This window comes from Candidatus Terasakiella magnetica (assembly GCF_900093605.1).
Classification (GTDB): domain Bacteria; phylum Pseudomonadota; class Alphaproteobacteria; order Rhodospirillales; family Terasakiellaceae; genus Terasakiella; species Terasakiella magnetica.
In genome coordinates this window covers 447,625-467,474 of sequence record NZ_FLYE01000001.1, presented here as the reverse complement: position 1 = coordinate 467,474, position 19,850 = coordinate 447,625, and the positions used below count along the sequence as shown (strand labels likewise).

The following is a 19,850-nucleotide window of genomic DNA, read 5'->3' as shown; positions in this document are numbered from 1 at the left end:
TTGGCATATGGTATATCCATATTGTTTGGTTGGGCCTTGTCACTGTTAGGGTACGGCGAGGCATTCTCTGAATGGTTCTTCGCTCTTAGCCCAACGGCCCAGTTTGTTCTGGTTGGAGGGTTAGTCGCAGCCTCGAGCGTCTATTCAATCCTTGAGCTGATTGAGCGAAAACTGAGTAAGGAAACATGAGTGTGTTTCACCAGACAGTAGATATTCTTTTTTATGGCGATGTTGTGGTCGAAATACTCTTTATTTCGCACTGAATTCTTTGGGTATATAGAGGCGAAAGACTGCTTGTGTCTTTGTCGGTTGGTATTCTATATCAATCCCGAGCAAGCCGGAGAACCCTTTCACAAGATACAATCCAAGACCGGAGCCTGTAACACGATGGGCATAGCGGTCACGATGATACTTATCAAATAACCTGTCAGGGTCAGGCCAATTATCATTTCGCACATCATTTGCCACTGATAAGATTACTGTATCTCGTTCCTCAGTATCAGAGAGTTCAATTTCGATAGGTTTGTCCCCTGCCCCATATTTGGCTGCATTTTCGATCAAGTTGGACAAAATAATATTTAAAAGTATCAGGTCTGAGTTAATTGTAGGTGATGTGTGGGGAGATAATTTTACACTCCCTTGGAGATGATGCTTTTCAGTTAAACTCTCCAGCATGTCATTAAGATCACATTGTGTAATATTAACTTGAACAGTATCAGATTCAACTTTTTCGGCCATTTGGCTTGTTGAAACTACATCATCAATTTCGCTGATTGATTTATTCGCCATCTCAATCATGGCAGGCGTTATTTTTTTATTGGCTAAGAGTGCTCGTATAACAGCCAAAGGTGTTTTTAGCTCATGTCCCAGCATGGAAAGAAAGCGTGATGTTTCTTCGCGTTTGTTTTTTTCATTTTCCGCCAGTTGATTAAGACGTTGGTTTAAGCGTCTCATTTTTACATTGAGGATAGAAAAGACAATGAAGATTAGGCTACTCACACCAAGGATGAAGAGAACAAGGCCGTAATCCGTCTTTTATTCAACCGTGATGGCACTCCATTTCTGTAATACCCGGTCTTTCTCATCACTAGAAATTACATCAAGAGATTTTTGTAAAATCAAATGCAAGGTCTTCTGGTCTTTTTGAATGGCAACCCGCATATCAACGGGCTCAAAAATACGCCCTGCAATCTTGAGGTTTCTATCAGCAATATTTTCCATATAAAGACTTAGTCTGGGTAAATATTCAATAAAACCATAGAGTTCACCCTCCTCAATGCGTTTTAGGCCATCGTCTATTGTTTGAACTTCAACGGGGCTAAAGTTGGGGTATTTCTTTTTAAAGCTTTCAATAAGAGCAGAGCCTTTCAACACAGCTATTTTCTTATCCAAAAATTCGCTCATTCCTTTTGTAACAAAGGAAGATCCAAGTTTATTAACCATCACGCTTGGCAGGCTGGTATATGGTGTTGTGTGTAATAAAGAGGTTTTGTTTGCCCCCATTGGCGTTGTCACAAAAGCCATGTCACAACGTTTCTCTTGCAGGAATTGGGTTTTTTCTTCCCTTGAAGCTGTTTTTATAACCTTAAAATCGATAGCTAGATTTGTGCGCAAAAAATCAAGATAATCGCGTGTCATTCCAGCATGCTGGCCTTCATCATCAAGATATTCAATAGGTTTCCAATTCGGGCTCACACAGTAAGTAATGTTCTGCTTTGCATTGAGAAATTGTTTTTCTGACTGTGTTAATCTGAGTGGAGAGCTTTCAGCATTTGCACTTGCGCCACCAAACCATTTTGTTTGTAGTTTTTGAGTTTTTTGAGGTGAAACCGCATTAATAGCCTTTTGAATGATGCCTGCAAGAATAGGGTCGGATTTAGGCGTTCCAATGAATATATCCGTTTGCACTCCCCCTTCCTGTTTCCAGAAACCCTGAACTTTTAAATTTACATAGCCATTTTTCAGGATCAAATAACGCAGTGAGTTCCCATAGTTGACCGTAAAATCAGCTACTCCCAGATTTACGGCTTCTACAGCTTGATCAAAGGTGTCGTATTCAAGCAGTTTAAATTGACCGGGGTGTTTTTTGTAGGATTCATTTTGTTCCCAGCCTTTCACACTTGAAACCGTGGTGCCATAGACATCTTCAACTCTATTAATATTGCGAAATTCTTTTCGGGTCAGATATTGAACCGTATCTGTGGCAAATCTAGTGGAAATATTGGCACATTTTCTTATTTTTTCTGATCGATCTATGGAATGGAAAATCTGTATTTCCCCATTGCAGAACCTCTCAATCAATTCATCCCAAGTCCCACTGATATGTTCTAGCTTTATACTTAATTTACCTGCGACGATTTCCATATAATCGATTGAATAGCCAACAGGCTTTGAGCGAAGAGAAAAATCATATGGCGGCCAGTCGATTTGATTACTGGTCGTAAAAACAGAATGCTTTCGAAGATAGTCTCTTTCCTCTGCTGTCAGTTGAATATCCTCTGCGGCCACTAAGGCGGAAAATAAAAACAAGGAAATAAAAACGAATACAGCTGTGAACCGTATTTTATAGTTTCTGGAAATATGTGAAAGCATTTTGTCTGAAATAGTAGTCTCTCGTTAGCAGGATACTTTTATATAATCGCTTGTGACACAAAGGTCCATCAAGCTCTCTTTGATCAAATCCTTTATTCTGGTTTTGGTTGAGGCTGTTGAAAAACTCTTTGCCCTAAAGCGGAAATACAGACTTAAAACTTAAAGCCAATCATCGATATGTCATCGCGGCGTTTTTCATCACCTTGATAGGTTTTCAATGTGTCTTGTAAAGACTGTTTTTGCTCCTCCATTGCAAGGTGCTTGTTTTCATGCAGAACTTTAAACAAATGTTTCTTGCCCATCATTCTTCTGCGATGACCGCCAACTTGGTCTATTAGACCGTCAGAAGTCATATAGAATTGTTGGTTTTCTTTCAGTTCTATGATTTCTTCCTGATATTCCTGAATGTAGGGAACATTGCGATAGCCCATACCCGCCTTTGTGCCCTTGATAACAGTATTGTTTTCATCCTCAACGATCAGAAGATTGAAACGGGCACCGACAAACTTCATTTGCGGTTCTTCAGGAATGAAATAGCATGCTCCCAACTCGATACCGTCATCAGATTGGCCGCCATCGTAATGTTGACCCAGCATGGTTTGGATATACTGGTGCGTCCTTGAAATCAGTTTATCCAGGTCACCACCTTCCACTTCAGAGACAGCCCGTTCAATGGCCGCAATCGAAATCAAGGTCATGAAGGCACCGGGAACGCCATGTCCGGTACAATCGCCTAAAATGATAAGGCAACCGTCACCCCATGCACCAAGCCAGTACAGGTCGCCACCGACCACATCACGCGGTTCCCACCAGATGAAATAGTCAGAGACAAGGGAGCTTAGCAGTCTGTGATCCGGCAATGCTGACTCTTGAATTCTGCTGGCATATTCAATGCTGCTTGAAATGATATTATAGGCATCTTGAAGCTCTTTTTCAGCTTGCTTTCTCGCCGTAATGTCAATTTCAACTCCGCCATACGAGGTAATATTACCCAATTCATCAAGGACCGGAAACATAATCCCATGGTATGTCGTTTCACCATCTTCATTTACAACGGTATGTTCCTGTTCACTGCGTCCGCCTTTGCTCAAGACATCTTGATCAAATGAGGTCAAACTATCAGCCAAATCATGATCAAGAAAATCGTATAATTTCTTGCCTACAACCCACTCCCTATCGACCCCATAGGCCTCCTGATATCCTTTATTGACCTTGAGGAAAGTGCCATTCAGTTTTTTCAGGAAAACAATTGCAGGCATACTGTCCAAAATAGCCGTTAAGGTGGCTTCATTTTCTTTTTGAAGTCGTTCAGCTTCCACACGGGCACTGATATCGCGGATAATACCCGTGAAAATCACCTCCTCACCAATGACCGTCTTTCCGACAGCCAAATCCATGGGGAATTCACTGCCGTCTTTTCTTCGGCCGCGAACCTCACGGTTTTGCCCGATAACTTTTTTAACACCATCTCTAAAATAGTTGGATAAATAGCCATCATGTTCAGATTGGTACGGTTCAGGCATGAGCATTTTGATGTTTTGACCAACGACTTCATCTGCGCCATAGCCAAATATATCTTCTGCTGCCGGGCTGAAGCTTTGTACGGTACCTTGCGGATTGATGACAATGATCCCATCTGCCGCATTATCAATAATCGAGCGGGTCCGTTTTTCACTATATTCAAGCTCTTTTGTACGTTCAACCACACGGTCTTCAAGTTCGTCGCGGGCTTTACTTAAAGAGCGATAAGAACGTTGCCCGACGATCAATGTAAATAGCGTTGCACCCACAGCCATAGTGGTGGCGATGATTGAGATGACCAGAAGATTGAAACGGAAAGTATGGTGGCTGGTCATGGCTTCATCAAAATCCATTTCAGTCACAAGCCCAAGGTCTAGTTCTTTTAGCCATCTCCCAACGCCAACGACACTTATACCTCTGTAATCAGGATAACCTTCTTTAACATTTACGATTAAGTCAGATTGATTATTTTCACGTTTTTCCAGTGACTTATTCACTATTTTCGTAAATTTATCCTGTCCTTTATCGAATTGTCTTTTATTTAAATTATGACCCTTAGGGGCTTTAAGGATAATTTCTACATTCTCATAGCCTTTTTCGGGTAATAAGCCTGTTTCAATAAGTTGGTTTTGAAAACGGCTTTCACTTACCATTCTCCCTTCAAAATTAAAGGCATATGTCTCCCCAGATAACCCAATGCGGCCATGGTGAAGAATTCTAGAAAGGGGGCCGCTTGGACGAATGCGTTCTGTCATGACAGCCAGGACTTCACCGTCTTTGTCAGTGATTGGTGCTGCAAAGAACATGGTAAGAGGCTTTTGTTTCTCATCCTTGGTTAATTGAACATCAGAACGAATAGGCGGAATAAAGACAGCTTCTCCTTTAAACGCTCTTTCAATCAGGTCAGGACGGACATCTGCAATGAAATTCCTTGTGCCAATATTTGTATCACGTCTTGATCCAATGCTTACTTTATCAGGCGATATAATAAAAAAGCCTGCAGCGCCAAATTGTTTATTGGCCGCAAAATATTGTCGAGCATTTTCTAGAGCTTCAGATGGGGCCAAAGCCTCTTTTGAGGGGGTAACATTCAGCAATTCTTTTGTGATTTGTACTAAAACAGGGTCACGGCCCAATTGTGTAATGAAATTCTTATGTTCATCTACCCAACTGTTTAATCGCTCGATTGAACTGCTTAAGACAAGTTGGAGTTCTTGCTCCAATGTCGCTAATGTGCGTTTATGACTATCCTTAATAGCAACCCAGTTCATAAGAGCAACGCCAACGACCAGAACACTCAACGCAATTAGAATGCTGACCCTGAAACTTGCCGCACCAAAGAAGGTCGAAAGGTCTCTATCTGATTTCAACTTGCTAAGAATAAAGACGATAACAGCGAAAATAATAAGAAGACCTATCCCCATTGCCGCAATCACGGGTGCAGATAAAAGGGCTTTTTCATTTGCAGAATTACTCTCGTTTTGTCCTGCGCTATCCTGAATGTTATTTGAAGAAACCCATTTATTAATAATGGACCTTCTTTCTTCCTCACTAATACTATCCAATGCTTTTTTCAAAATGGATTGTAGAATTGGTTTCTCTTTATGGGAGAAGAAATAAAGCTTTGATGCTTCAAACTCTGTTTGGATAATAGCCCTGATCCCAGTCATAAGTTCTTTACGGATAAGATCTTCCATGACGATTTGAGATTCAAAAGTCGCATCGGCAACACCATTTAAAACAGCATATAAAGAATCAAGTTGGCTTTTTGTTTCTACTATTTCAATTTCAGGAAACTTGGCCTTAACCTTTGGAATAGTCCCAAAATCTTCAGGGATCGCGAGTTTTTTACCGCGTAGGTCTTCAAAGGATTTAATCTCAGTGTTGTCATCTCGAATATAAAGGAATTCTTTGCCCGAAAAATATGGATTGCTATAGAGCCCATATGTTGCACGTTCATCCGTGTAATATGTTGCTGGCAGAAGGTCAATTTGACCTTTCTCAAAATTTGAGAGCAACGTTGACCATTGGTCACTAATGACTTTTATCTTTAATCCCGTTTTTTCCAGGACCAGATTAATGAAGTCGCCTGCAATGCCACCGGGTAAACCATTTTCTTCAGTTCGAATAAAAGGATACCATTCTTCAACGCCAACAGAGATGGTTGGATTGGCTTTAAGCCATTGTTTCTCTTCTTGGTTCAAAGCAAGGTTTTGGGCCGTATCTGATGCAGATGATATAGCGTATTTGGATTTAATCTCCAGCCTTTTCCCTATAGGGATACTCGCAAGTGCTTTATTGAGGATGCTTACAAATTCGGGCATGTCATTACGGGTGGAGAAAACCATTTCAAGTGGTTCGCCCAAGGTAAAGGCAGGCGTAATGAAGCCAACACCTTTTTCTACGATTGCATAGTGCGTGACTTCGCTTCCAACAAAACCATCAATTTCATTTGATAAAAGGGCATCAAACATTTCGGAATTATCAGACATTTCAACAGGAATAGCCTCTGGGTAGGTCCCAAGTAATTTTTGAATAAATAAATTACCTTTATGGAACGCAATTTTTTTACCTGCTAAATCTTTAGGCGTTGATATCCTTCTCTTATCACCAGTTTTCACAAATAGCATTTTATGATGACTGGTGTAGGGAGTTGAAAAATCAGCAAAGCTCTTTCTTTCTGCATGTACTGCAGAAGACGAAAGTCCATCGATTTCACGATTTTTAAATTTCTGAACCATGTCTGACCAACGACCAACTTCGAAGGTCATATTTGTTCCCAACATGTCATTAACTAATTTGATAATATCGCCATCAAAGCCACTGTATGAGCCATCTTGGTTTTTAATAATCCAGGGTTTCCATGTCTCATCAACACCGAAAACAATGTTTTTATTTTCGCTCAACCACTGCAGTTCTTCTGGCGTTAGGCCCAAGGTATTGGGCGGTTCATAATAGACGATGACTTTGCCAATATTTTCCTGCTCAAAAGTCGAAGGCGCTTCATATCGCTCTAGTTCTGTGACCCCAGTTGGCAAGGTTTCTCCATATAAAACCTTGTTATTTTTATCGCGGTAAAATTGAAGGATTACCTCATTTTCAATCGACTCAATAACCCGTAGACCTTTAATGTTTTTATCTACTTCTAAATAAGGGTCTAAAACAGCTCTTAACTGGTCTTCATCAAGATTGTAGATTGCTTTGGCAGCAAAACGAGCTATGGCATTGGCATGTTCTTGCCCCTCCTTCACAGTATCAGCAGCTATCAACGTATGGGAATACGCAAAGCTTATACATAAGAAGAAAAGCAATGTTCCAACAGATATTTTGAGCCGTTTTAGTGACATGTTATTTTACCAAATCTTATCGATCGTATTTTGCAATAATTTTGTCGATAGCACCTTGTGCTTTTAATAAATCCAATGCCGCCTGCCATTGATTAATAACCTTGCCATCAGTCTCTTTATGGAAGGCAATATAGAGATGGCCTGATAACAGGTTTACACCTTTTACGGCTTCTATCATATCTCGTTTACCAGCTTTTTTTGCACTGTAGGTTCCTGCGTAATAAGCTGTCGGCCAGACATCAATACGGCCCTTTAAAAGACGTGTCAGGTTTTTTTCGTCTGCGCCACTTTTCATGATGTCGAGGTTTTGAAAACCCAAATCACTCAAGATTTCTTGTGTCGCTACATTTTTAGTGACGCCTATTTTTCCTACTTTTTTTGCTTCTTCAACTGATGAAAAAGTTACGTCACTCCCTTTCTTGCGAAAGAATACAATTTCTAATGATGCAAGAGGGCCGACCCATTTGAATTTATCTTCTCGCTCAGGTGTTCTGGCTGTTGAAAAAAGTGCGGTATTTTTCTTATTCTTAACTAACTTCAAAGCTCGATTCCAAGGCATGGCCTTGATTTTGTCATTATTGCCGATTTCATTTTGAATGGCTTTGACAATTTCAATGGAAATGCCTGTAAGTTTCTTGTCCTCCCCTTCTCCTTCATAAAACTGATAGGGCGCAAACTCTTCAGTCATAAGGGATAGAGCAGAACCTGCCAGAGCTACGCTACTAAAAAATACCGACAAAGAGAAAACCGAAATAACAAATAGTGAGCGAAAAAAAACTGGCATAACTCTCTCCCGTTAACAATATAGTACCCATATACGAATGTATAAAATTAAACCTAGCAGATTGATAAACAAAGACCCAACTACTAATTCCAATGTTCAATACTTCTTAAATAAAGGAATGGAGATTGATAAGTCCGGTTTGGGTCTAGGCTGTGTGAAACTTGAAATGTGTTAAAATCTTTTTATCCAGTTGATAAGAGGTCCATATGAAGCGTTTTATTGAAGGTGAAGACCGCAGCCAGAGCACATTATTCCTAGAACACTAGGGTGATTATGTTGGCGCGGACAACCCAGTACGCATCGTCGATGTGTATGTTGATGAACTTGATCTGAACAGTTTAGGTTTTCACAGGCTTAGGGCATGCTGGATTGCTCTAAAATCTTAGTGATACTGAAGTCATGGATTAGAAGTAGGGAATTTTACAGCTACCTATGTGGTATCTAGAAAGAAAAAGGACCTAGCTAAAAATCAGCTAAGTCCTTGGTCTCTATGGTCGGGACAGCGGGATTCGAACCCACGACCCCTACACCCCCAGTGTAGTGCGCTACCAGACTGCGCTATGTCCCGACATTGGTGAGCGGGAATATATATAGGGCTGTTGGGGGATGCAATGGTTAGTTTTGAAAAAGTCGGTCTTTTTTAGGCGACTTGGTCGATCTGTTTTTTTATATCCTTCAACTCAGCAAGAACTTCTTCCAAGCTTCTACGTTGCTGATGGGTGAGCATCTTTTTGACGATGATTTTTGGGGCTGGTTCATCGGGGCCGCGCACGGGTTCTGGCTCTGGTGCGTCTGGTAAGATGCTATCGGTTTCAGGCCGTGTGTTATTGGGTTTGAGTGTGAAGGTCAGTTTGCGTTTTTCAACAACCGGGGCTTCCGGCATATCCTCAGGGATAGGCATATCCGGCTCGCTCACATCCTCTTGGGGCTCAACCGGGGCCATGTCAAAGAGGCTGGCTTGTGGAGTTGCAGATTGAGCCTCTGTTGGCGTTTCAGGAGCGGGTGCTGAAATATCTGTATTTAGGTCTGGTTCAATTGCCTCTGGTGCGAGTATCGCTTGGACCTCAGCTTCAACTTGAGGCTCATTGTCTTGTTCGCTGGCTTCATTGATGAGTTTACGTGCCCCATCTTCGCGCAAAAGCTTTTGCACCCCTTTGATGGTATAGCCTTCATCATGAAGGAGTGATTGCAGGCGGCGCAGTAAAGCAACATCGTCAGGGCGATAATAACGTCGCCCCCCTGCCCGTTTTAGCGGTTTGATTTGCGGGAATTTACTTTCCCAAAAACGCAGCACATGAGTGGCCAAATCAAGTTCTTTGGCCACTTCACTGATCGTGCGAAATGCATCATCCGATTTGGTCATTTGTGAAAACTTTGCCTAAAACAGCTTAGTTATTTTCGTTAATGCGGGCTTTTAGAACCTGTGAAGGGCGGAAAACCAGCACTTTACGTGGCAAAATCGGAACTTCTTCCCCTGTTTTGGGGTTGCGCCCGATACGTTCACCCTTAGAGCGAACGGAGAAGCTACCAAAAGAGGAAATTTTCACTGTCTCATCATTGGCTAATGTATCAGCGATCATATCCAAAACGGATTCAAGAAGGTCTGCCGATTCATTACGAGAGAGACCAACTTCCTGATAAACAGCCTCGGTCAGTTGGGCGCGGGTAATCGTTTTTTCACTCATAGGCGCAATCCTCGCAAAAATAGGGTCGAAAACAGACTTTAACGGTACCTGAGCAGGATTAATCCGTCAATATCAAAGGTTTGATTGTATTAGTTTTTTTAATAACAAGTCCTACCAACGGACGAGTGCAGAACCCCATGTCAGGCCGCCGCCCATGGCCTCAAGGATGAGAACATCCCCGCGCTTAATGCGACCATCTCGCACTGCAGCGTCGAGCGCCAGTGGGATGGAAGCCGCAGAAGTATTGGCATGCTGGTCAACCGTGATAACAACCTTTTCAGGGTTGACCTTCAGTTTTTTTGCAGTGCCGTCCAAAATACGTTTGTTGGCTTGGTGAGGAACAATCCAGTCCACATCATCTGCGCTTAAATCATTGGCTGCCAAAGCTTCTCTAACAACTTCTGCCAGGTTGACGACGGCATGGCGGAAAACTTCTTTACCGGCCATGCGCACATGACCTGTCGTTTGGGTCAAAGACGGACCGCCATCAACCATCAAAATACCCTGATGGCGCCCATCAGAATGTAAATGGGTCGATAAAATACCGGCGGAGTCGTCACTTGCTTCTTCAGCGCGCAAGATCACGGCACCCGCCCCGTCACCGAAAAGAACGCAGGTGGTGCGGTCTTCCCAATCAAGCAGACGTGTAAAAGTTTCAGCCCCAATAACCAGTGCTGTTTTACCCTGCCCGGCTTTTAGGAAATTATCCGCCGTTGCCAAGGCATACATAAAGCCGGAACACACCGCCTGAACGTCCATGGCAAAACCATGGGTCAAGCCAAGCTGGGCCTGCACTTTGGTTGCGGTGGAGGGAAATGTATTATCCGGTGTGGTGGTGCCAAGGATAATCAGGTCGATATCCTGTACATCAATGCCCGCATGTTCAATCGCTTTAAGGGCGGCTTTGCGTGCAAGGTCAGATGTCAGTTCGCCTTCTTCGGCAATATGGCGTTGTTTAATGCCTGTGCGGGCCTGAATCCAGTCATCCGATGTTTCGACTTTTTCAGCCAGATCATCGTTAGTTACGACATTTTCAGGAAGATATGATCCGCATCCGAGGATTCTTGAACGTAAGGCCATAAAAAACTGCCACCAAAATTATGAGTCTTCGCCGCTATGGGCATCCATCAAACGCTCAAGATCTTTTTTAATCAGGTCGTTAAAGCCATGATGAACAAGATCATGTGCCACACCGACCGCATTGGCAAAGCCAAGAGCGTCTGTTCCACCATGGCTTTTAACGCATATTCCGTTCAAACCCAAGAACATAGCGCCGTTATATTGGCGGGGGTCCATTTTTTTCTTAAAAGTCATCAAGGCGGGCTTGGCAATAAAGGCGCCCAGCTTGCCCAAGAAGCTGCCTGTTAGGGCATCTTTTAGGAAGTGAACGAGCAATTGCGCCGTGCCTTCAACCGTTTTAAGGGCAATGTTACCTGTAAAACCATCGGTGACGATTACATCAACGGTGCCTTTACCAATATCATCGCCTTCAACAAAGCCGTAGAAATCAATATCCAGCGGTGTATCGCGCAAAATCGTGTGCGCCTGTTTGACCGAATCATTGCCTTTAAGGTCTTCTTCACCGATGTTGAGCAAGCCAACTTTGGGTTTTTCAAGACCAAGGACGTTACGGGCGTATACTTCCCCCATAACGGCAAATTGGGTCAGGTTATCTGCGTCACATTCCACATTGGCACCAAGGTCAAGCATGACTGAGCCGCCTGTACGATGTGGAAGGTACGTTGCGATTGCAGGGCGATCAATGCCGGGCAGCGTGCGCAGTGCAAACTTTGCCATGGCCATTAAGGCACCTGTATTACCCGCAGAAACAATACCGTCAGCATCACCGCTTTTAACCGCATTGATGGCCAGGCGCATAGACGAGTTGCGACGGTTGCGCAGGGCAACGGCCGGTTTGTCATCATTGGTCACAACCTCTTCGGTATGGACAATGGTGCAAATGTCTTTGACCTGTGGATACTGAATCAACAAAGGCTCCAACTGACGTTCATCCCCTACGAGGAGGTAACGAACACCAGGGAGCTTTGTCTTGCAGATGCTTAAGCCTTCAACGACCATAGCAGGGGCGGCATCGCCCCCCATAGCGTCAATGGCTAGCGTCATATCGTTTGACAAGGAGATAACCTTTCAAGCGAAACTGATTAAACAGCTTCGACGTCGGTAACCTCACGGCCATCGTAGTGACCGCATTCAGAACAAACGTGGTGCGGACGCTTCAGCTCGCCACAGTTAGGGCATTCGTTATACACAGATGCTTTAAGTGAATCGTGTGAACGACGCATGTTGCGACGAGATGTGGAAACTTTCTTCTTAGGAACAGCCATTATTCTGTACTCTTTACTGTAACTCGAAAACGAGGGAGGCGGTTATTTAAACGAAAGTGTCATATAGAGCAAGCCAATAATGGCGCTTTAGTCACTTTTATTTTTTATTTCTGCTAAAACAGAGAATGGATTGTTGGATTTAATCTCTTCCTCAGTGATTTCAGGGCCCACACCAATTTCGGTATAAGCGATCCCATCAGCACGGGGGTAAGGGTCAATCTCCAATCCCAGCTCTTCTGCCAAAGCATCGGCGAGGTCTATCACACCATCTATGATGGGATCAAGCTCATCTGTAGCATCAATGTCGATTTCGACTTCTTTTTCATCATCTTGATGTTTAAAAGATGAGTCGTAAACCCGTGTAAATGCCAGATCAATGCCGGTTTTTACAGGTTTAAAGGTGACAACACATTGTTGTATAATTTCACAATGGCCTTCATAGCGACATTCAATTTTTTTACCTGATAGGCGCTGTAAAACGGCCTGAGATTTGAAGATCGTCATCTCATCAAGGTCAAAACGCTCACTAAGGGCAGCGCGTTCTTGCTCAGTTGCATCAATGTGAATGCGTTTCGGATTAGGGCCGAGTTTATCCACAGCAAAGGGATGGGTGAATTCGTTTTCACTCATGATCATGTCTCTTTTGATGGCGGCGTACCAAACTGGATTTCGCCTTTTTGGAGGTCATTAAGGTCTGCATTATCCAGATTTGTGATGATGTCACGAAGATATTGCGCCATTTTTGTGAGCGATTCGTCACTCACGGGTGTTTTGAGATAAAGATTTCGATCAAGGGCTGACTTGAGCAAAGCGTCTTCATCTTGGGCATTTAACCCCTCTTCATAGACGGTAATGCGCCCATAAAAGGCCTCAGCCATACGAGGGACACGTCGGGCAAGCCCCATGTCGCCAACGCCCAGTTCGCGTAAATTCTGGTCCATATCGGCAAACATCAGGTCCCAAAGGGATTGGGCGAATTCTTCTGTGGCCTCGCCGCCTGCTTTTAGCTTTCTAAACAGCGCATAGGCATGGAGCAAAATCATATCAAAGCGCCCTTCTACCGTATCGGCGACTTCAAAGTCGCTATAGAAAACAGGAAGGCGCGATTGATTGACCATCGCAATATACAAAGCCTGAACTTCTTCAGAATAGGCAGGCTTGGTTTTAAACAGTTTGGTGAGAAACACGACAGTAAAGTCTCCAATAAAACTTGATCATCGGGTGTTATAAGATATTGTAGGGGCTCTGATCAAAGTGAAAATCTAGGTTTATAGGTCACGATGTTAAAAATGGTTCGTTCAAAAACAGTTTTCGGTGTTGGTTTACTCATGGGTGCAGCCTTGATGCTAAGTGCCTGTACGTCGCAGTTTGCAACACGTGGCAACCTGCCGAGCGAAGAACGCATGGCTGAAATTATACCCGGTGAAATTCATGCACGAGATGTTGCAGAGATATTGGGTACGCCATCGACATTTTCAACATTTGGCGGCGAATCTTGGTATTATATCAGTGAACGCGTCGAATATTATGCCTTTATGGAGCCAGAGATTCTGGACCGCAAAGTAATTCAGGTTAAATTTACCAAAGAAGGCATGGTTGAGTGGGTTGAGAAAAAAGACAATCAACAGGGCCGCAAAATCCAGTTTGTTGAACGTGTGACAGCAACAGCGGGTAATGAAATCACCTTCTTTGAACAGGTCTTTGGTAACCTAGGTCGCTTCAACAAATAATATACCATTGGTTTTCTGCTTGTGCAGGAATGGTCTTACTTAGTATCCGCGACCGACTGGATCAGAATATCTTCCACATGTGTGGCATCTTCACCCAAAACTTTCTTGGTGATGCGCTTAAGGCGTTTTTTCAACGCGGCAATATCTAGGGATTCTTTATTGCGCAACAGGCGTGGCATAAAGACATAAAGGTCGCGCAAGTACGCATCTTCCAGGCGGATCATTTGTGCGTTGATCAGCTCTTCCTGACCAAGGGCAACTTCTAGATCAAACTGAACTTTGATACCGCCAGCAACGCGTTCACCTTGAAACATGGGGATGGTAAAGGGTTTGATGGCAATAGTGGTGGTTGTGGTTTCTTTTTCAAGCTCGAGCTCTTCAGCTGTTTTTTCAGGTGGAGGCCCTTCAAACGGACCAAGCTTGAGGAAATATAATACCCCAACAGCGGCCCCAGCAACGACCAGTAGTAAAACCAGAAAAAGAATAGCTTTTTTCATTATTTGCGCCCAATGCCCTCAAGAATTAAGCCATTATCGTTAGGCTTTTAAGGGAATGCAAGTTTCTCAAATTAAAAATGACGATATCCCGGTGTAATATTACTTAAGCAAGTCCCGTCTTCTTTCATCAGACGAAGGGCCTTTTGCTCTGTAATTCTGCCGATAATGCTGATGTCTGTATTGGTTTTCTTTGCACTCTCAAGCAGCTTTTCTCTATCTTCAGGGGCAATTGTAAAAAGCAGTTCATAGTCATCCCCGCCATTTAAAATGCTGTTTAGCAGTGAAGAATCCTTTTCAAGCGCCTGTTGAGCTGCCTTTGAAAGCGGGATTTTTGAAAGCTCAATATCTATCCCGACCTGCATGTGCGCCATGTCCGTGACCAACCCATCAGAGATATCAAGGCAGGTTTTTGCAAGCCCGACAAGTTCCTGACCAAGATGAATGCGCGGGATCGGCACATGATAGCGTTTGAGAAGATGCCCCCGTTGGTCCTCGAGCTTTCCTTGGGCGACAAGCAGGCCAAGGGCTGCATCGCCAATTGTACCACTTACGCACACAAGGTCCCCCACTCTCGCGCCAAGCCTTGGCAGGCTCATGCCCTGTGAAATGGTGCCAAAGGCTGTGAGAGAGAGGGTTAAAGGCCCTATGGTGTGGGTTGTATCGCCACCAAGAAGGCAAATGTCGAAATTATCCTGCATCTCCCCTAGCCCGCTTGCAAAGGATTTGATCCAGTCTGTGGTGATGTCTTTGGGGTATGAGGCATTGAGCGTGTAATGGGTCGGTCTTGCTCCCATGGAAGCCAAGTCCGAAAGATTGACCCCAAGCAGTTTTTTGGCGATTAAAACCGGGGCATCATTGGCAAAGAAATGAACGCCAGCCACAAGTGTATCTGTGGTGACAACAATTTCTTCACCAGCACCGTGGTGAAAAACAGCAGCGTCATTTTTTAACGCAAAAGCTCCTTTAGCCTTTTGAGCTAAAGGAGCCATAATTTGTGCGATTTGTTCAAATTCACCCAGCACGATTAAGCCTTGGTAAGTTCGTCAGCTCGCAATGTTTTGGCAATGCGGTCTAACACACCGTTTACAAAGCCCGGCTCTGGGCCTTCAAAGAAGGCATGGGCCACATCCACATATTGGGTAATGACAACGCGCACAGGCACGTCTTGGCGGATGTAAAGCTCGTAAATACCACTCATCAAGATGATGCGCACGATGGCTTCTAGGCGATCAACGCTCCATTCTTGAGAAAGGCCACCTTCCATGATGCCTTCAAGCTCGTCACGGCGCTTGGAAACACCACGCAGCAAATCGGTGAACAATTGCTTGTCCGGCGCTGCCAGCGGGCTTGTATCGCGATCTTCATCGCCTTCTTCTTGTGGGGTATTCCAACGTGTTTTTTGAAATTCGATCAGAACATCATCAACATTGCTGTCAGAAAGTTCCACTTCATATAAAGCCTGAACAGCTGCAAGGCGGGCTGAGCTTCTTTTTACGGATTTACTTTTTTTAACTTTATCGTTCATGGTCTCTATCTAGGCAAAAGGTGAAGTTCTTTTTTAAGCTCAATCATTTGCAAACACGCGCGTGCGGCTTTACCGCCCACGTCTTTTTGCTCCCGATCAGCACGAACCAAGGCTTGTTCACGGTTTTCTGCCGTAATCATACCAAAGCCATGGGCGAGATTGTGATTAACGCTCAGGTCCATCAAGGCGCGGGAGGTTTCATCAACTACCACATCATAATGGGTTGTCTCACCACGGATCACACAGCCCAAGCTGATGAAACCGACATAACGTGAGCCCATTGCGCCAATTTCCATGGAACGAATGGCATAAGAAAAGGCAGGCGCCAATTCAAACACACCGGGAACCTGATAGCGCTTTAGCTCATAGCCTTTGCCTTCAAATTCCTTTTCAACCGATGCATATAAGTCATCGGCAATATCGTCGTAGAAACGGGCCTCTGCCACAAAAATACGAGGTTTATCCATTTTACTCCTCCATTGCCGGAATGGTTTGTTGATCAACGATGGCCAAGCCGTATCCGTCAAGGCCGATGATATTCTTACGTTCTGAATTACTTAAGAGGATCATATCGCTAATGCCAAGATCCAGCAAGATTTGCGCACCTGTACCATAATCACGCAGCTGACCTGAGGGTTTGCGACCCGTTGCATGGGCTTCAACACGCTCAGACAGGCTGGAACGTTGCGGCTCACGCAGCAAGACAATCACACCACGACCCACTTCAGAAATATGGCGCATGGAATTATGCAGCTCTTTTTCTTTACCTGCATCGTGATCACCCAACACATCATCAAGGACGTTGAGAGCATGCATACGAACCATCACAGGCTCATCTGTGGTGATATCGCCTTTGATCAAGGCAACATGTTCTGCATATTCTACATTATTGGTGTAAACGCGCATCTCAAACTCACCACCATAAATGCTGTTGAGCTTGGTTTCAGTTTTCTTTTCAATAATGCGGTCATGTTTGCGGCGATACGCAATCAAATCAGCAATGGTGGCAATTTTTAAATCCAGACGTTTGGCGTATTCAACCAAATCCGGCATACGTGCCATTGTACCGTCATCATTCATAATCTCACAGATGACACCAGAGGCATCAAGGCCAGCAAGGCGGGCTACATCAACGGATGCTTCTGTATGACCAGCACGGACCAAAACGCCGCCATCGCGTGCCCGCAACGGAAAGACATGGCCCGGTGTGGCAATGTCTGCACGTGTGGAGTTTACATCAATGGCAGTTTTAATCGTTAAGGCACGATCACCTGCGGAAATCCCCGTTGTGACGCCTTCGCGCGCTTCAATAGAAATTGTAAAAGCCGTTTCATGGCGCGATGCATTATGGGTGGTCATCAAGGGCAAGCCAAGGTGATCAATGCGCTCGCCCGTCATGGCAAGGCAGATCAAACCACGACCATGTGTGGCCATAAAATTAACCGCATCGGCGTCACAGGTTTGCGCCGGGATCACCAGATCGCCTTCATTCTCACGGTCTTCATCATCGACAAGAATGAACATACGCCCGTTTTTGGCATCTTCGATGATCTCTTCGATGCTAGACAGATATTGACTATATTCGCTCACTTTATTTTTCATCCTTTTCTAGCAAACGCGCCACATAACGCGCCAGCATGTCGATTTCAAGGTTGACGAAATCGCCGACCTTGGATTGACCAAACGTTGTCACTTCCATTGTATGGGGAATGATATTGATACCGAAGACGTCATCTTCAACTTCATTTACCGTTAGGGATACGCCGTTTAGCGTAACTGACCCCTTGGGCGCAATGAAATTCTTTAATTCTTGAGGTGCTTTAAATTTAAAGCGGTGTGAATCACCTTCAAGTGTGAGAGACACAATTTCAGCAATGCCATCTACATGACCAGAAACAATATGACCACCAAGCTCATCACCAACGCGGCACGCTCTCTCAAAGTTAACTTGTGTATCAACTTTCCATGAACCCATGGTGGTTTTAGAAAGAGACTCGCCTGAGGCTGTAATCGCAAACCAGTTTGGGCCTTTTTCAACAACGGTCATACACGCACCGTTACAGGCGATTGAAGCACCGATATCAACAGTGTTGAGGTCATAAGCGGTTTCAAATTCAAAGCGGGTGTCGCCTGCTTTTTCAATGTTTTTTACACGTCCAAGGTCAGTAATAATGCCAGTAAACATGACAGTAATATTCTTTCAGTTATTCTTTTAAGAGAGGTCAAAATCACGTCGGCGGTATAGCTCAACGAGATCATCACCGGAATTAAAGAGATTTGTGCGATCAAAAAACGGGGTGTCTTCTAGATGGTCCACACCAAAGGCCTGTGATACCGGGATACCGTCATGACCCATCATGCGCGGTGCGCGCATCCAAGACAGGCGATCGACCAGATTACGGCGCAACATGGCCGCAGCCAAGTGACTACCGCCTTCAACCAACACACGGGTAAGACCGCGTTGGGCAAGCTCATAAGCGACCCAATCAAGGGTGATGCCGTTTTCATTGTTCGACTTTGACGGGGTGATAAGCTCGATGCCTGCGGCCTGATAGGCTTCTGCGCGGATATCGTCTTGGTCACCCAAGGTAAACATCCATGTGGGGATGTTTTGGGCTTGGGTAACAAGATGGCCCGTTAGGGGCAAGCGCATGCGCCGATCAACAACAATGCGCACAGGAGAATGCCCTTCAAGCCCGTCCAAGCGACAGGTGAGTTTTGGGTTATCTTCGCTTGCTGTCCCAATGCCAACCATGATGGCATCGTGATTGGCGCGCAACAGGTGGCCTTGCTGGCGTGTGGGGGCTTCGGTAATCCATTTACTTTCCCCGGTATGAACAGCAATTTTACCATCCAGTGTGGTCGCCATCTTCATGGTGAACATGGGACGGTTTTTCAGCACTTTAAGGAAGAAACCTTCATTAACTTCCAAGGCTTCATCGCGACAGATATTTAAGACAATGTCAATGCCTGCTTCTTTAAGCTTTTTAATGCCACGCCCAGAAACCCGTGGGTCTGGGTCTTCAAGTGCAACAACAACGCGTGAAATACCTGCTTTAATGAGCGCATCTACACAAGGCGGAGTTTCACCAAAATGTGAACAGGGCTCAAGCGTTACATATGCGGTTGCCCCGCGCGCAGCTTCCCCTGCCCGACCCAAAGCTTCGGTTTCGGCATGGGGGCGTCCACCGGGCTGTGTCCAGCCACGGCCCAGTACAATATCGTCTTTAACAACAAGACAGCCCACAGCCGGGTTCGGCCACACGTTACCAAGACCGCGTCTGGCAAGTCCAAGGGCTGTTTTCATATAGGCTTCATCGCTTGTTGCAGCGATGGGAGCCTTATTGGTTATTTGTTCCCAAATTTTCGACAAAGTCCTCGAAGTCCTTTGCTTCACGGAAATCTTTATAAACGGATGCAAATCTTACGTATGCTACTTTATCCAATTCCAGCAAAACGTCCATCACCTTTTCACCAATGGCTTTGGAATTAATCTCGGTTTCACCGGATGTTTCAAGCTGACGCTGGATAGAACTGACAATACGTTCGATCTGATCTTCCTCAACGGGGCGTTTGCGCAGTGAGATACGAATAGAGCTTAACAGCTTATCACGATCAAACGGCGTTTTGGTACCATCGCGTTTAACGACCATGAGATCACGCAGTTGCACACGTTCAAACGTGGTAAAGCGTGACGCACAGGCCGGACAATAACGGCGACGGCGAATAGCAGCGCTGTCCTCGGTGGGACGCGAGTCTTTTACTTGAGTATCGTGATTTCCACAAAAAGGACAGCGCATGTCATTCGTTCCTTAAAGGCTAAC

The 19,850-nt window shown here is 44.7% G+C and carries 21 protein-coding genes and 1 tRNA gene; 2 read left to right on the top strand and 20 right to left on the bottom strand.

Annotated elements, in window-relative coordinates; translation table 11 throughout:
* Entirely contained in the window at nt 1-189 is a 189-nt protein-coding gene (locus MTBPR1_RS01940) for a hypothetical protein (protein ID WP_126464947.1), read from the top strand.
* A gap of 60 nt (nt 190-249) precedes the next feature.
* Here MTBPR1_RS01940 and MTBPR1_RS01935 read toward each other — a convergent pair whose 3' ends face one another.
* The 12 genes from MTBPR1_RS01935 to MTBPR1_RS01885 all read right to left on the bottom strand — a co-directional run bounded on the left by MTBPR1_RS01935 (nt 250) and on the right by MTBPR1_RS01885 (nt 13,461).
* Nucleotides 250-954, bottom strand: coding sequence for a sensor histidine kinase (locus MTBPR1_RS01935; protein WP_126464945.1), 705 nt, complete (start codon nt 952-954; stop codon nt 250-252).
* 81 nt (nt 955-1,035) lie between these two features.
* Nucleotides 1,036-2,592, bottom strand: coding sequence for a transporter substrate-binding domain-containing protein (locus tag MTBPR1_RS01930; RefSeq protein ID WP_069185844.1), 1,557 nt, complete (start codon nt 2,590-2,592; stop codon nt 1,036-1,038).
* Nucleotides 2,593-2,744: 152 nt separating this feature from the next.
* Nucleotides 2,745-7,460 (bottom strand): PAS domain S-box protein, encoded by a 4,716-nt coding sequence (locus tag MTBPR1_RS01925; RefSeq protein ID WP_083222827.1) that lies wholly within the window; start codon nt 7,458-7,460, stop codon nt 2,745-2,747.
* A gap of 16 nt (nt 7,461-7,476) precedes the next feature.
* Complete coding sequence (locus MTBPR1_RS01920) at nt 7,477-8,244, bottom strand: substrate-binding periplasmic protein (protein WP_069185842.1); 768 nt, start codon at nt 8,242-8,244, stop codon at nt 7,477-7,479.
* Nucleotides 8,245-8,735: 491 nt separating this feature from the next.
* Nucleotides 8,736-8,812, bottom strand: a tRNA-Pro gene (locus tag MTBPR1_RS01915).
* A gap of 72 nt (nt 8,813-8,884) precedes the next feature.
* Complete coding sequence (locus MTBPR1_RS18255; protein WP_083222826.1) at nt 8,885-9,607, bottom strand: MerR family transcriptional regulator; 723 nt, start codon at nt 9,605-9,607, stop codon at nt 8,885-8,887.
* 25 nt (nt 9,608-9,632) lie between these two features.
* Nucleotides 9,633-9,929 carry an integration host factor subunit alpha gene (locus MTBPR1_RS01905; RefSeq protein WP_069185841.1) on the bottom strand — a complete coding sequence of 99 codons (297 nt, stop codon included), beginning with the start codon at nt 9,927-9,929 and terminating at the stop codon, nt 9,633-9,635.
* A gap of 111 nt (nt 9,930-10,040) precedes the next feature.
* Nucleotides 10,041-11,009, bottom strand: a complete 969-nt coding sequence (locus tag MTBPR1_RS01900) for a beta-ketoacyl-ACP synthase III (RefSeq protein WP_069185840.1) — start codon at nt 11,007-11,009, stop codon at nt 10,041-10,043.
* Between the two features lie 18 nt (nt 11,010-11,027).
* Entirely contained in the window at nt 11,028-12,065 is a 1,038-nt protein-coding gene (plsX, locus tag MTBPR1_RS01895) for a phosphate acyltransferase PlsX (RefSeq protein ID WP_069185839.1), read from the bottom strand.
* A gap of 26 nt (nt 12,066-12,091) precedes the next feature.
* Nucleotides 12,092-12,274: a 50S ribosomal protein L32 gene (gene rpmF, locus MTBPR1_RS17690; RefSeq protein ID WP_083222825.1), complete on the bottom strand. Its 183-nt coding sequence runs from the start codon at nt 12,272-12,274 to the stop codon at nt 12,092-12,094.
* Nucleotides 12,275-12,361: 87 nt separating this feature from the next.
* A complete protein-coding gene (locus MTBPR1_RS01890; RefSeq protein ID WP_069185838.1) occupies nt 12,362-12,904 on the bottom strand; it encodes a YceD family protein in 543 nt (180 codons plus the stop codon).
* Between the two features lie 2 nt (nt 12,905-12,906).
* On the bottom strand, nt 12,907-13,461 hold the full coding sequence (locus MTBPR1_RS01885) for a ubiquinol-cytochrome C chaperone family protein (protein WP_083222823.1): 555 nt from the start codon (nt 13,459-13,461) through the stop codon (nt 12,907-12,909).
* A gap of 93 nt (nt 13,462-13,554) precedes the next feature.
* Here MTBPR1_RS01885 and MTBPR1_RS01880 point away from each other — a divergent pair, with 93 nt between their 5' ends.
* Nucleotides 13,555-14,004, top strand: a complete 450-nt coding sequence (locus tag MTBPR1_RS01880) for an outer membrane protein assembly factor BamE (RefSeq protein ID WP_083222822.1) — start codon at nt 13,555-13,557, stop codon at nt 14,002-14,004.
* A gap of 35 nt (nt 14,005-14,039) precedes the next feature.
* Here MTBPR1_RS01880 and MTBPR1_RS01875 read toward each other — a convergent pair whose 3' ends face one another.
* The 8 genes from MTBPR1_RS01875 to nrdR all read right to left on the bottom strand — a co-directional run bounded on the left by MTBPR1_RS01875 (nt 14,040) and on the right by nrdR (nt 19,826).
* Entirely contained in the window at nt 14,040-14,501 is a 462-nt protein-coding gene (locus MTBPR1_RS01875; protein ID WP_069185837.1) for a hypothetical protein, read from the bottom strand.
* A 71-nt stretch (nt 14,502-14,572) separates the two neighbouring features.
* Entirely contained in the window at nt 14,573-15,523 is a 951-nt protein-coding gene (gene thiL / locus MTBPR1_RS01870; RefSeq protein ID WP_083222821.1) for a thiamine-phosphate kinase, read from the bottom strand.
* A gap of 2 nt (nt 15,524-15,525) precedes the next feature.
* Nucleotides 15,526-16,026 (bottom strand): transcription antitermination factor NusB, encoded by a 501-nt coding sequence (gene nusB, locus MTBPR1_RS01865; RefSeq protein WP_069185836.1) that lies wholly within the window; start codon nt 16,024-16,026, stop codon nt 15,526-15,528.
* A 5-nt stretch (nt 16,027-16,031) separates the two neighbouring features.
* Complete coding sequence (locus tag MTBPR1_RS01860; RefSeq protein ID WP_069185835.1) at nt 16,032-16,493, bottom strand: 6,7-dimethyl-8-ribityllumazine synthase; 462 nt, start codon at nt 16,491-16,493, stop codon at nt 16,032-16,034.
* A 1-nt stretch (nt 16,494) separates the two neighbouring features.
* Nucleotides 16,495-17,628 (bottom strand): 3,4-dihydroxy-2-butanone-4-phosphate synthase, encoded by a 1,134-nt coding sequence (ribB, locus tag MTBPR1_RS01855; protein ID WP_069185834.1) that lies wholly within the window; start codon nt 17,626-17,628, stop codon nt 16,495-16,497.
* A complete protein-coding gene (locus tag MTBPR1_RS01850; protein ID WP_069185833.1) occupies nt 17,618-18,211 on the bottom strand; it encodes a riboflavin synthase in 594 nt (197 codons plus the stop codon). Before MTBPR1_RS01850 ends, ribB begins: the two co-directional genes overlap by 11 nt.
* A gap of 27 nt (nt 18,212-18,238) precedes the next feature.
* On the bottom strand, nt 18,239-19,399 hold the full coding sequence (gene ribD / locus MTBPR1_RS01845) for a bifunctional diaminohydroxyphosphoribosylaminopyrimidine deaminase/5-amino-6-(5-phosphoribosylamino)uracil reductase RibD (protein ID WP_338031268.1): 1,161 nt from the start codon (nt 19,397-19,399) through the stop codon (nt 18,239-18,241).
* Nucleotides 19,368-19,826, bottom strand: coding sequence for a transcriptional regulator NrdR (gene nrdR / locus MTBPR1_RS01840; RefSeq protein ID WP_069185832.1), 459 nt, complete (start codon nt 19,824-19,826; stop codon nt 19,368-19,370). Before nrdR ends, ribD begins: the two co-directional genes overlap by 32 nt.
* Nucleotides 19,827-19,850 lie beyond the last annotated feature (24 nt).